This window comes from Pseudoalteromonas holothuriae (assembly GCF_945859825.1).
Taxonomy (GTDB): Bacteria; Pseudomonadota; Gammaproteobacteria; order Enterobacterales; family Alteromonadaceae; genus Pseudoalteromonas; species Pseudoalteromonas holothuriae.
In genome coordinates this window covers 140,671-154,111 of sequence record NZ_CAMAPC010000007.1, presented here as the reverse complement: position 1 = coordinate 154,111, position 13,441 = coordinate 140,671, and the positions used below count along the sequence as shown (strand labels likewise).

At 40.4% G+C, this 13,441-nt stretch carries 13 protein-coding genes; all 13 read right to left on the bottom strand.

What is annotated here, in order from left to right; all coding sequences use genetic code 11:
* Positions 1-2: 2 nt before the first annotated feature.
* Complete coding sequence (locus OCI93_RS11270) at positions 3-1,832, bottom strand: DUF1800 domain-containing protein (protein WP_261626435.1); 1,830 nt, start codon at positions 1,830-1,832, stop codon at positions 3-5.
* A 355-nt stretch (positions 1,833-2,187) separates the two neighbouring features.
* Positions 2,188-3,567 (bottom strand): sensor histidine kinase, encoded by a 1,380-nt coding sequence (locus OCI93_RS11265; RefSeq protein WP_261592930.1) that lies wholly within the window; start codon positions 3,565-3,567, stop codon positions 2,188-2,190.
* Between the two features lie 3 nt (positions 3,568-3,570).
* Positions 3,571-4,242 carry a response regulator transcription factor gene (locus tag OCI93_RS11260; RefSeq protein ID WP_261626434.1) on the bottom strand — a complete coding sequence of 224 codons (672 nt, stop codon included), beginning with the start codon at positions 4,240-4,242 and terminating at the stop codon, positions 3,571-3,573.
* A 160-nt stretch (positions 4,243-4,402) separates the two neighbouring features.
* Positions 4,403-5,326, bottom strand: a complete 924-nt coding sequence (gene uspE, locus OCI93_RS11255) for a universal stress protein UspE (protein ID WP_261592932.1) — start codon at positions 5,324-5,326, stop codon at positions 4,403-4,405.
* Between the two features lie 101 nt (positions 5,327-5,427).
* Positions 5,428-6,162: an FNR family transcription factor gene (locus OCI93_RS11250; RefSeq protein ID WP_261592933.1), complete on the bottom strand. Its 735-nt coding sequence runs from the start codon at positions 6,160-6,162 to the stop codon at positions 5,428-5,430.
* A 33-nt stretch (positions 6,163-6,195) separates the two neighbouring features.
* Positions 6,196-6,867 carry a sulfite exporter TauE/SafE family protein gene (locus tag OCI93_RS11245; protein ID WP_261592935.1) on the bottom strand — a complete coding sequence of 224 codons (672 nt, stop codon included), beginning with the start codon at positions 6,865-6,867 and terminating at the stop codon, positions 6,196-6,198.
* Positions 6,854-7,027 (bottom strand): cbb3-type cytochrome oxidase assembly protein CcoS, encoded by a 174-nt coding sequence (gene ccoS / locus OCI93_RS11240; RefSeq protein ID WP_070990262.1) that lies wholly within the window; start codon positions 7,025-7,027, stop codon positions 6,854-6,856. Before ccoS ends, OCI93_RS11245 begins: the two co-directional genes overlap by 14 nt.
* On the bottom strand, positions 7,024-9,399 hold the full coding sequence (locus OCI93_RS11235; RefSeq protein ID WP_261626433.1) for a heavy metal translocating P-type ATPase: 2,376 nt from the start codon (positions 9,397-9,399) through the stop codon (positions 7,024-7,026). Before OCI93_RS11235 ends, ccoS begins: the two co-directional genes overlap by 4 nt.
* A 5-nt stretch (positions 9,400-9,404) precedes the next feature.
* A complete protein-coding gene (locus OCI93_RS11230) occupies positions 9,405-9,896 on the bottom strand; it encodes a FixH family protein (protein WP_261626432.1) in 492 nt (163 codons plus the stop codon).
* 116 nt (positions 9,897-10,012) lie between these two features.
* Complete coding sequence (gene ccoP / locus OCI93_RS11225; RefSeq protein ID WP_261592940.1) at positions 10,013-10,978, bottom strand: cytochrome-c oxidase, cbb3-type subunit III; 966 nt, start codon at positions 10,976-10,978, stop codon at positions 10,013-10,015.
* Positions 10,975-11,160 carry a cbb3-type cytochrome oxidase subunit 3 gene (locus tag OCI93_RS11220; protein ID WP_261592941.1) on the bottom strand — a complete coding sequence of 62 codons (186 nt, stop codon included), beginning with the start codon at positions 11,158-11,160 and terminating at the stop codon, positions 10,975-10,977. Before OCI93_RS11220 ends, ccoP begins: the two co-directional genes overlap by 4 nt.
* Before the next feature lie 5 nt (positions 11,161-11,165).
* The gene (gene ccoO, locus OCI93_RS11215) at positions 11,166-11,786 is read right to left on the bottom strand and encodes a cytochrome-c oxidase, cbb3-type subunit II (RefSeq protein ID WP_261592942.1); all 621 of its coding nucleotides are present in this window, start codon (positions 11,784-11,786) and stop codon (positions 11,166-11,168) included.
* Positions 11,787-11,798: 12 nt separating this feature from the next.
* The gene (gene ccoN / locus OCI93_RS11210; protein WP_261592943.1) at positions 11,799-13,232 is read right to left on the bottom strand and encodes a cytochrome-c oxidase, cbb3-type subunit I; all 1,434 of its coding nucleotides are present in this window, start codon (positions 13,230-13,232) and stop codon (positions 11,799-11,801) included.
* Between the last annotated feature and the right edge of the window lie 209 nt (positions 13,233-13,441).

The following is a 13,441-nucleotide window of genomic DNA, read 5'->3' as shown; positions in this document are numbered from 1 at the left end:
TCCTACTTTTGCACCAGATAATCGGGGCTGGTCATAGTTAACAATATTGCCATTTGTACACGAGGTAAGTAATCGTCTTCTTCGTCAATGGGCACTTCACGCAATATTTTTTTCATTAGCGATTTGCTTGATGCTGACATTTGGTTGGCAGTTAACAAAAAATCAAGGTGTGCTATGAGCTTATCTAGATCATGGGCAATATTTAACTCATCTTGATAAGTGGCTAAAAAGCTATTTATTACATCATCTGGATTTACTTCAATATTGGTTTCTTCAAGCAGTTCAATCATCTCTTCTAAGTCAGGCTCTTGTTGAAAGCCAAAAATATAATGCGTCATAAAATTGGTATAGCCTGCAATGGTACTTGCGTTAGTTATTTCAAGTTCTGGCGCCACAAGATTATTACTTGCCGTGATTGAGCCTGGGGCTTTGTATCCTGGGCGGTAGAAGTTAAATACGCTAGGTGCGCGATAAGGGTGTTGAGCTAAGCGGCTTACATAGCTGGTATCCCATAACTGTGGTTGAAATTGTGGCGTAATATTTTGTATTTTAAAAGTGCGCGCCCACTGAGTGAAGCGCAAAATTGGCTCTCTGATCTTTGCTCCTTGAGCTGTAGCCACATTTCGCGCTTCGCTATCAAACAAAATAGCAGCTAGTGTTGCACTTAGAGAGCCACGTTGGCCATTACCAATGATAGCACCATCTGGTAATTGGAATTTACCCGTATTAAATGCCGTTGCTGCGCGTGCAATATATTTTGGTGTAGGGTTAGAACTTGTAAAGCGCTGAATGAGCTGTTTTGCAATAAAAGGGCCTAAACTAGGGTGCGCGAATATGTGATCCAGTGCCATATCAATGGAAGTTGTAGCATCCGTATTCGCGGGAATAGTTAAGCCTAAAAAAGGTTTTTCTTTAGTGGAGTGTTGTTCAGGTAAGGTGGTCATGGGTAATGAAAATACGGCATTGTAAAACATATCGTCCTGTTCAGCGCTATCTTCATCATAGTTGAGGCCTGTGAATACTCGTGCAAGTCCGGTGATATCTTTGTTGCTATAAAGTTCTTGAGCATGCCCGCTACTATCAAGCACTGGCGAACCATCTTGGTTTAATGCAACTAAACCTAATGTAAACAATTGTAGTAACTCTCGGGCATAATTTTCATCGGGTACAGTGCCTTTTTCAGCATTACCTTTTTGGTTGCCCAGATAAGTGAGATAATAGCCCATCGCTGGAGAGTAGGTGATATCTTCTAAAAGTGTTCGGTAGTTACCAAATGCATGTCTGATTAATATGTCTTGAAAGCTTGCCACCATTTCAGGGTGCTCGCTCAGTTCATCACCGGCCCCATTTGATACGACCAATATTTGCGACAATGCATATGCCATGCGTTGACGTAGCTGATCTTCACCGAGAATCGCATTTTGCCAAAAAGCGATACTCGTTGATTCTAAATAAAAAGGGCTATAAGCATTGATATCTTCCATACGATAAAGTAATTGATGCTTTTTTACGATTGGCAGCAAAAAGCTTGCTGGTTGTGTTAATTGTGCTTTAAACCAGTCAGCTGCAGGTGTATGTGTGAGTTGTTCTATTTGTGTTAAAGTTGCACCAAATGTGGCTTGGTGCAAAAATCGAGCTGTTTTTTGTGGGCTTGAAAAAGTGCTGTCATTAATTACGATACTGCCATTGCCTACATCATCGGGTAATGGTGTTGCAGTTTGCGGTATTTTTATGGGCTGTTGTTGTTCTGAATTAGCTGAACCGCCACAGCCAATTGCGACGGTGATTAGCGTTGCAATGAGCGTATCGCGAAATGTTATTTTTATAGTCATAGCATCCTCTTGTCTGTTTGAATGTCTAGGGTCTGTTGAACTTTGAGGTATGAATTTTGTTCAAATCAAAGGCTTTCATTACGCGAAATGAGCAATGCAGCATAATAGTTTATGTCAGTTGCGAATGACAAAGTAGTGGAAGCCTTTGGGCAGCGCCATTCGGGTATTTTTTCTGCGTTATCACCTAGCTGGCATAGAATAACTATGCGACGTAGGTTCTGCCTTGCCAAAATACCCGAATGACTGCTGCAAAAACACACAGCAAAGATCAACAGACCCTAAGTATAAGGCGCTTTAACTTTGCGGTGTTTTACAAATCAGGTATGAAACCTTACATATTTGTATGATTAAGATTTTATACACGCGATAGTTCAATGTTGAATACCGCGCCATCTTGGGCTTCTAGCAAGTGAATAGTTGCGCCATGTACAGTACAAATTGCTTCTACGATACTCAAACCAAGCCCATTTCCTTGCTTTGATCGACTTTTATCTGCACGGTAAAACTTATTAAATACTTGATCTTTATCTATCGAAGCGATCCCAGGGCCACTATCGCCTACTTGCAGGAGTGCGCCATTTACGTGGTTTTGTAAACGGATCCAAACTTTAGCGTTAGACTCACTGTGCTCTAAGGCGTTTTCTAATAAATTTGATACGAGTTGATTGATAAGATCTTTGTCACCGTTACAATACACGTTATCAGCAATTGATATTTCGAGGCTTTTACCTGAATCGGCAAATACTGGCTCAAAACTTTGCGCAAGGTCTAATATCAATAGCGAAATGTTTAATTGCTTAAAACTTTGTTTACATTGCCCAGACTCGATTGAGTTTAATTGAACCAAGTTGTTGAAAGTTGTGATTACACTGGTAAGGTCAGTGCTTGCACGATCAAGGTGATCTTGGAGTAACGTTGGTTGTTCAACATCTAGTTGCATGCTTTGCAGTCTATTTGCCACTCTCGAAAGAGGCGTTTTGAGGTCATGGGCAATACCAACAGACATGGTTTTCATGGTGGAGTGTAATTGAGTAACCTCATCCAGCATTTGATTAATTGAACCGATTAAGCTAAATAGCTCTTTGGCTGATTTATCGGTTGCTATGCGCCGTGAGTCAGGTTCTTTGGGAATAGCTGCAAGTGCACTTTGCAGTTTGATTAACTCTCTTGCGCGAGCAACGTGAGTAAATGTCATAGCCAAAAAGAAAAGTGGCAGGCTTAAAAGTGAAAACCATAACAAAACTTTATCTAGGTGCTTTGCAGTAATTACGTATTCATCATTGATACGTTGGACTAAATGAACATGATTATGCTCATCCAAAGGAAGGGCGATACTAATAACTTGAACACTTGAGTTATCGTTATAAAAATACGAATGCCAATTAGCGAAGTGTTCTGTCGTATATTTTAAGGATGCACTGCCTGCGATGAGGTGTTTGTTGCTAGTCAGGGCAAATAAAAAACCTTCTTCGTCTAGATGTGTATCGCTTTGTACTTTGTCCCAAATCAAGCCCTTTTCAACGTCAAACTCATCAATTAAGCCATTCACTTGATCATCCTCATATAGCGTGACTATTTCAGAAACAAGTTCAGAGAAGGCTAGTGTCTGGTGCTTTTTTAATTGGCTTTTCTCATTGACTATCATCAGTAGCAAAACAACACACGCACTTAGCCAGCAAAGCAGTGTATGTTTAAATAGGTTAGTGAAACTCATTGAGTTAAGAAGTTGCTTCATAGTTTACTCTGATATGATGTAACCATGACCACGCACTGTTTTGATAAGTTCACAACTAAATGGTTTATCAATTTTGTTCCTAAGCCGACTCACATGCGTTTGTACTAAACTGGTTTTTGGGTCAAAATGAAACCCCCATACATTCTCTAGTAACATCGTTTTAGTGACTAGCTGTGTTTTATTGAGTATAAGATATTCTAGGATTTGATATTCTTTTGGAAGCAATTCTATTTGTGTCTTACCCCGAGTAACTTTTCTGGTTGTACGACATATTGTTAAGTCTTTTAATCTGAGATCACTACTTTGTTGTAAAAGGGGTTGGCGACGTGCTAATGCAGTAAGTCTTGCGTACAGCTCGGAGAAGGCGAATGGCTTTACTAAGTAATCATCAGCACCCACATTTAGGCCAGCTACTCTATGCGCTGTTTCACTTAGGGCAGTGAGCATAATAATCGGCGTAAGTACATTACTTTTGCGTAATATGCGCACGGCATCAAGGCCATCCATACCGGGTAGTAAACGGTCAAAAATAATGACATCAAAGGAATGAATTGACGCATTTAGCATACCTTGCTCTGCATCTGTACAGTGTGTAACACTGTCACCGTTTTGCTCAAGGCATTTGATAATAAACTGTGCTGTATCTATGTCATCTTCCACTAATAATATTTTCATTCACACCTCAAAGACGACATAAAACACTATCTTAATCTTAAATGAGGAAAAGGGCATCATACAATTTTGTATGATATTTCTTAGGTGAAGAGGTAATTATTCTATGGTGTTTTATAACCATCAAAACCTCTAAATTAGGGTTTTGATGGTTCAGTAAAGCTTAATCGGCGAGTGGACTGGTATATCCATCTGGTTTAAGGGCTAAAACATCACAGTCTAAACTGTCTATAACATGTTCTGCGGTATTACCAATAAGCGCAGCGCTGATCCCCGTTCTGCCAACCGTACCAATGACGACCAACTCAGATTTTTTATCTTTTGCAACCATGGGAATAATATCTTCTGGTAAGCCTTCTTTGACAAGGCACTCACTTCGGGCAATAGAAAATGCAGCACCCAGAGCAAAAGTTTCTTCTTCATGGTGTTTTTTTACAGCTTCATTATATTGCGTTGGGTTAAATTCTGGGATCTCAATTGCTATATTAACTGGGGTAGCAGGATAGGTATTGACCAAGCTTAATTTTGCGTTAGCCAATTGGCAAATAAATTGTGCGTCGCTAATAATGCGTTTATTAAGCTCTAAATGCTGTTCATTGTCACTGACGGCATTAACTGCGGCAAGTATATGCCCGTGTGCAGGCCAGTCTTGATCTTTTACTAATAGCACAGGAGCCGGGCATTTACGTATTAGGTGCCAGTCAGTTGGGGTGAATATCACGGATTTTAACGTGTCGTGCTGATGTGTGCCTTTTACTACAAGGTCATAGTCATCTTTTATAACAGTTTTGATGATTGCTTCATACGGGCGATTATGCCACAAGACTTGGCTATGAATGCTAATGCCATCAACGTTTTTCAGCAATTCATCAATCCATGCTTCTCTATCTTTGACAACGGCATCACGCATCGCCTCGCGTTCATCTTTAGAAAGCATGGTCGTCATTTCATAAGAAAAATCATATATTGATAAGAATGCGGTTACTTCTGCGCCAGTTTTTTTGGCAAGTGTAATGGCGCGCTGTAAGCTGTGTTGTTGCGCTTTGGTTGGGTCTATAACGGCTAAAATGCGTTTAATCTTATCCATCGCAAATTCCTTAACGTGCTTTGTTAGCTAAATCAACTAGATTTAAGTGTAACTGATTTAGCCCAAGGTTAAAGAGTTTACAAGTAATTTTTTGTTTTAGATCAAACAGAAATAGCGGCGGTACGCGCCAGTGCTGTGATATCTAAGATGGTAATGAATTTACCTTCTACTTTGATAATGTCAGCTTTTTGAAAACGGCTCAACAAGCGACTAATGGTTTCAACAGTTAAACCTAAGTAGTTTCCTATTTCACCGCGTGTCATGGTAAAGCGGAACTCTTTACGAGAAAAACCTCGTTCCCCAAAGCGATTTGAAAGGTTATAAATAAACGTAGCTAATCGTTCTTCTGCAGTTTTTTTATTCAGTAGCAGCAGCATTTCTTGATCGTAGTTTATTTCATTACTCATTAAACGCATGATTTGTTGACGTAATTTGGGTAGTTTACCCGCTAATTCGTCTAGTGTGTCAAAAGGAATTTCACACACCATAGAAGTCTCCAATGCCTGTGAAAAGCTTTGATGTTGCATTTTATTGATAGCATCAAACCCAACCAAGTCACCAGCTAAATGGAAACCAGTGATTTGCTCATCGCCTTGTTCTGATAAGGTATATGACTTAAATGAACCGGATCGTACAGCAAAAATAGCATTGAGCTTTGCACCAGATTCAAACAGGTAATCGCCTTTGTGCAATGGTTTTTTACGCTCGATAATTTCATCAAGTTTGTCCATTTCAGTGCCATTAAGAGTAAATGGCAAACACAGCTGACTAATACTGCAGTTATTACAACTGATTGTGCACTGGCTTTTGCCACGCTGTTGATTGTTCAAATCCATAATAAGTCCATTCTTTAATACGTTTTACTTAGATTAATGTACTAGCTTATCGGTTGCAATGATTAGGAGATAAATACCATACCAGATAAAAATACTTCCAAACCCTAATCTCACCAGGTTGTGATTTAAAAAGCGGCTAAGTTGCGCGGCGGATTGTCCTACCAATAGCATGGCTGGCACTGTGCCAAGTGCAAAACACAGCATGATCAAGGCTCCGTGTGCAGCGGATTGTGCTTGTAAAGTCCAGATCAAGGCTGAATACACCAGCCCACAAGGCAACCAACCCCACAACATGCCATAGCCAAGTACACGGGGGTAATTCTTAACAGGTAATAAGTATTTATTGAGCTTGATTAGATGTTGCCATACTGCCATTTTAGCAACGCTTTCTAGCCACTTTAAACTACTTGCCAAACGCATAACATAAACGCCGACTAATAGCATGAATACACCACTTAATAACTTTAAACTTACCGAAAAAGTGGTATTTTGCTTGGCAAATGAACTGCCTAAAGTGGCGACCAGCGCACCTGCAAACATGTAACTAGACGCACGGCCAATATTATAAAGTATGCTAACACGCCATGGTTTAAGCGAATTAGACGCAAGTTGTAAACTAGATGCAATACCACCGCACATAACTAGGCAGTGGCCGCTACCAATTAGGCCCATTATAAACGCGCTAAATAGGTTAATCTCGTTCATTGGCGTTTTTATGTTGCTCTTTGTCATCTTCAAACAAAATACTATGCCCTTGTTTTTCAAGGTCAGAAAATTGCTCGCTTCTCACTGCCCAAAAAAAGATCCCAATGGCGATGATAACAAATAAAATAGCAATAGGGATTAACACATAGATGATACTCATAATTTTAATAACCTCAGTGAATTACCTATGACTATTATAGAGCTTGCTGACATACCGATAACAGCAATCCACGGAGGTACTAATCCGAGCGCAGCCAGTGGTAGTATTGAAGCATTATAAACTAACGATATTGCTAAATTTTGTTTAACAATACGGCGTGTTTTTAGTGCTATTTGTTGTAAGCTTAAAATCGCATTGAGATTACTTTTTAGCAGTACGACATCAGCAACATTTTTAGAAATATCAGCACCTGTTTCCATTGCAATAGATAAATGCGCACTGTTAAAAACAGGGCTGTCGTTTACGCCATCACCTACCATAGCAACTACCTCTCCTTGGCGTGACCAAGACTCAACTGTGTGGAGTTTGTCCTTGGGTGAACAGCTACTTTGCTGTGAATCTAAAGACAGTTGCAGGGCTAATTGCTCGCCTGCTTTGCTGCTATCACCCGTGAGTAGGTGGCACGTTAAACCATTTTTTTGTAGTGACTTAACAACACTATGTGCATTATCTCGAACTTTGTCGTTTAAGTGAAAATCTGCCACTGCTTGCTCGTTAACAAACAAAGTTGCCTGTGCTTGACTTTGATGCCCGTTAAACCAACTGCTTTTACCTATGGCAATAGTGTCGGTATTTAATTTTGCACTAATACCGACCCCTGGATGTACTTGCACATCAGTTAGAGTGTGATGGTGCATCAGATGTTCACTAAATGCCTCGCTAATAGGGTGCTCAGAGTACCTTTCAAGGCTTGCTGCCAAAGCCAGAGCATCATGTTTACTATAATTGTTATCAATAAGCACGGTATGGTCGATTGAAAATCGACCTTCAGTTAAAGTGCCTGTTTTGTCAAAGGCAACGCGGGTGAGCTTTGTTAATGTTTCTAAAACATGACCTTCTTTGATTAACACGCCTTTTTTGGTGAGTGTTGCGACTGCACAAGTAAGCGCCGTTGGAATGGCCAAACTCAATGCACACGGGCAGGTAGCAACCAATACCGAAATAGTTACCCAAAAAGCTTGTTCAGGAGAAACTGAATACCAACCAAAGGCGGTAAGAGAAGCAAAAACTAATAAGCAAGCAACAAACCACTGCGCTACTTTGTCTGTGATCTCCACCAGTTTAGGTCGTTTACTTAAAGCTGAATGTTGCAGGCGAATAATTTGATTTAAGAGGGTGTTTTGGCCAATTTTATTTATTTCAAGGCTTATCACCCCATCATGATTGACTGTACCTGCAAATACTTGATGACCATGATGTTTGGCTACAGGTAAATGTTCACCGGTCATCATGGACTCATCAACGCTGGTGCTTCCTTCTATGACTAAACCATCAGCGGGTATGGTCTCACCGGGCTTTACTAATATCTTATCTGCAAGTTTGAGGTTTTTTGCAGCAACAATATGCTCTTGATCATGCTCGGTAACTTTACGGGCGGTCAGAGGCAATAGCTTTTGTAAGTTAGCGGTAAATTCACTGGCTTTAAGTCGTGCTCTAAATTCTAGATACTTACCCAGTAACAGTAAGAACGTAAACATACAAATAGATTCAAAATAAACTTCACCCACCTCCATTACAGTTGCATAGCAGCTTGCACCATAGGCGCCAAATATAGCTAAGGAGACGGGTAAGTCCATATTAAGCTGTTTGGCTTTTAAGCCCTTTATTGCATTGGTTAAAAATGGTAATGCGGAATATAAAATAACAGGGGAGGCGAGTATTAGGCTTATCCAGCGAAAGTATTGCTCAAAATCTTCTTCCATACCGGAGAACATGCCAAAGTACATCGCAAAAGCAAACATCATTACTTGCATGGTCATAAGACCCGCAACCCCTAAGCGTCGAATATAAGCTTTTGCAACAGCTTGCTTTTGGGTTGCTTCATCATCAGCTTGAAAAGGGTAAGCTTTGTAACCAATTTGCATAAGTGATTGAATAATATCACTGAGTAATACTTGTTTAGCATCCCATATGATCATTGCTCGGTGAGTTGATGTATTTACATCAACTCGATTAACGCCTGTTAGCGCTAATAGCTGTTTTTCTATGAGCCATGCACAAGCTGCGCAGCTAATGCCTTCAACACTGAGTAACACCTCAGAGAGCTCACCTTGATGAGTGACAAAGTCTTGTTGAACATCAGCGTTGTCGTAGCTTTTTATAAGAGACAATTGTTCAGGTACAAGCTCGTCTACTTTACCTGCTGATGTTGTCCTAAATTTATAATAGTCGCTCATGCCTTGCGCAAGAATGGTTTCAGCAACGGCTTGGCAACCAATACAACAAACACCTTGAGTTTGGTTTTGGTAAACAATTTCACCAACGAAGCCTTTAGGAATAGGCTCTAAACAATGAAAGCAAGTATTTGCCATAACAACTACTTATATTCTGGAGATATTTGAATGTTATGTTTTGTCGGTAGTTGAATATTTTCTTTGAGCTTCCAACTACCATCCATCGGCTCTAAAAACACGGTATAAGCACCTTGTTGTATTGGCTCTAAAATAGCAGTGAATTCATCATTTGCATTAGGTAGCAAGGTCGTATCAAAATCAAATTTTTTAATGGTTCTGTGGTAAAATGACGCTTTTAATGCTTTCACGTTACTATGATCACCTTTGGTAAACGCGAACTTGACATAGTCATTTTCAACTTGCAAATCTCCATGTAGATAAAGTGCTTTAGCTTTATCAAATTTAGAAAGTTCTAAATTAATTGCTTTGCCTTTTTTATAGTAATCATCAACAACCATATCTGGGCCATTGCCCACGGCAAAAATTACCAAAAATACGCAAGCGATAATAGTTACTACGGGGAAAAACATTAAAAACCAAGGCCAAAAATTCTTATACCACGGAGTAGGGTTCATAACGACTCTAATGCTTGAAAAGTGTGGTGATATTTTATCTTATTTGCGCAAAAACACCTAAAAAAAAGCCTCCAAAAGGAGGCTTTTTTTGATCTTAATTAACCTTGTTGTGCATTTTACTTATCTTGTGACAAGCTATATACATATGCAGTTAACAGGTGAACTTTTTCTTCACCTAAAATATCTTTCCAAGCAGGCATCACGCCAGCACGGCCATTGTTAAGTGTTTCTTCAACAGCACGTTGAGAGCCACCATATAGCCAGATATTATCGGTCAGGTTTGGTGCACCAAATGGCAGGTTGTGGGCAACAGAGCCCTTACCGTCCATACCATGACATGCCGCACACATCGCAAATTTTGCTTTACCAGCATCGGCATCTTTTTGATTTACTTTACGACCAGAAAGGCTCAACACATAGGCTGTCATTTCTTTTACACCTTGCTCACCTAAAGCGGCTTTCCAAGGTGGCATTGCTGCTACACGACCAATCAGTAAGGTTTCTTTGATTTTGTCAGGTGACCCGCCGTAAAGCCAGTCTTTGTCTGTCAAGTTAGGGAAACCAATACCACCACGAGCATCCGAGCCATGACACTGAGCACAGTTTTGTGAGAATAAACGCTGACCAATCTCAAGTGCTTTTTCATCTTTTGCTAATGTTTCGATATCTTGCTTAGCAAAGGCTTCAAAGATTGGACCAAAACGTTCATCAGCTGCGATGATTTCTTGGTCTAATTGTACTTTCTCACCATTTGCGAGTGCCTCTTCAGTTGCTCTTTTAGATTCTGCAAGTGATGTAACACCCTGATTTGAACTTGTCCATTTAGCAAGACCTTGCCAGTTACCTAGGCCAGGATAAGCTGCTAGGTAATAAACAGCCCAAACAAATGTTGCGAAGAACATATAAGTCCACCACTTAGGGAGTGGATTATTTATTTCTTCAATTCCGTCAAATTCATGACCACAACTTTCGCCTTCTTCAACACCTACGTAGTTCTTTAGGTTCCAAAGCAATAAGCCTAAGATCAGAGCAAGACATGCAAGGGTCAATACAATGACCCAAATACTCCAAAAGCTAGTCATTTTTCAGACTCCTTTTCCTCGTTAGAGATTGTTTTCTTGTGCTCTTTTTCATCTTCAAAGATAGCATTAGCCGCATTATCAAAACGATTTCTAGTGCGTTTGCTATATGCCCAAGCAACAATCACAATAAATAGTACCAAAATTACCAGAGTTAAAATGCCTCTGTATGTGCCGTAATCCATAATAGTTACTTCAAGTGTGTGCCAAGTTGCTGAAGGTAAGCAATAAGGGCTTGCATTTCTGTTTTACCCTTTACTGCGGCTTCAGCGCCTTGGATATCTTGCTCGGTGTAAGGCACACCGAAGCCTTTGAATACTTCAAGCTTTTTGGCGGTTAACTTACCGTCTAGTACGTTTTCATCTAACCAAGGATAAGCTGGCATGTTCGACTCAGGAACCACTGAACGCGGGTCCATTAAATGTGCATAATGCCAGTCATCTGAGTAACGCTCACCTACTCGGGCTAAGTCAGGACCAGTTCGCTTTGACCCCCATTGAAATGGATGATCCCATACTGATTCACCGGCGACAGAGTAGTGACCATAGCGCTCGACTTCATCACGAAATGGACGGATCATCTGTGAGTGACAGTTATAACACCCTTCACGTACATAAATATCACGACCTTCCATTTCTAATGCAGTTAATGGACGCAGGCCATCAACAGGTTTAGTTGTATCTTCTTGGAACATAAGTGGTGTAATTTCTACCAGTGCACCAAAGCTAATCGCAAAAACAGTCAGTATAGCCATTAGGCCAACGTTCTTTTCAACGATTTCATGTTTATTGGCTGAATTATTATTGCTCATAATCTACACCCCCTAAGCCATTTGCGTGTTTGCATCTGTGGTTAATGAACCACTTTTTGCAGATACAGTGCGATATACGTTATAGGCCATAACAAGCATACCAATAACAATGAACACACCGCCTAAGAAACGCATTATGTAGAAAGGCTTAGACGCTTCTAAAGATTGTACAAAGCTGTACATCAATGTACCGTCTGCATTAACTGCGCGCCACATAAGACCTTGCATTACACCAGAGATCCACATTGCAACGATATACAGTACAACACCTACAGTATGTAGCCAAAAGTGCGTATTAACGAGTTTAACGCTGTACATATTACCGTGACCAAACAGCGCTGGGATTAAGTGGTAAATCGCACCGATAGAGATCATAGCAACCCAACCTAGCGCACCTGAGTGAACGTGGCCAATGGTCCAGTCTGTATAGTGAGATAGTGCATTAACTGATTTAATTGCCATCATTGGGCCTTCAAACGTAGACATACCGTAGAAAGATAATGAAACAACTAAGAAACGAAGTACTGGGTCAGTACGTAGTTTATGCCATGCACCAGATAACGTCATGATACCGTTGATCATACCACCCCAAGACGGTACGAATAAGATTACTGACATTACCATACCAAGAGACTGAGTCCAGTCAGGTAGTGCTGTGTAGTGAAGGTGATGTGGGCCTGCCCAAATATAAAGAGAAACAAGTGCCCAAAAGTGAACAACCGATAAACGGTATGAATAAACTGGACGACCTGCTTGCTTAGGTACAAAATAATACATCATACCTAAGAAACCTGCAGTAAGAAGGAAACCTACAGCATTGTGACCATACCACCACTGAACCATCGCATCTACTGCACCTGCGTAGATTGAGTATGACTTAGTAAGTGATACTGGCACAGCCATGCTGTTTACAATATGAAGTACCGCAACAGTAATAATGAAACCAGCATAGAACCAGTTGGCTACATAGATATGAGACACTTTGCGCTTGATAAGCGTACCAAAGAATACCACTGCATAAGTTACCCATACTACCGCGATTGCGATATCGATAGGCCACTCAAGCTCTGCATATTCTTTAGATGTTGTAATACCTAAAGGCAGTGTGATGGCAGCTGAAACAATAATAGCTTGCCAACCCCAGAAGGTGAAGGCGGCTAATTTGTCTGAGAAAAGACGCGTTTGACAAGTGCGCTGCACAACATAATAAGATGTTGCGAAAAGGGCACTAGTACCAAATGCAAAGATTACTGCGTTCGTGTGTAACGGACGAAGTCGAGAGTAAGTTAACCATGGAGTGTCGAAGTTCAATGCTGGCCAAGCTAGTTGGGCTGCAATAAGAACACCAACGCCCATGCCAACGATGCCCCAAATCACTGTCATGATAGCGAATTGGCGTACAACTTTATAATTGTACTCAGTTTGTGATGCTACTGTTTGGCTCATTTTCTGGATTCCGCTGCAATTAATGCGATTAGAAATGAATTACCTGTAAAAAACAGGCCCTGCTTATTATTTCAACAAGTTCGTTTAAAAATAGATCTAATTTTACAAATCTATTTAAAACCAACTCGAGAAACCCTTATTTTTGCAAGGAAATGATAATTTTTTTGCAAAAGAAAAGATACCTCAATCACCTAAAATTATGACATCAA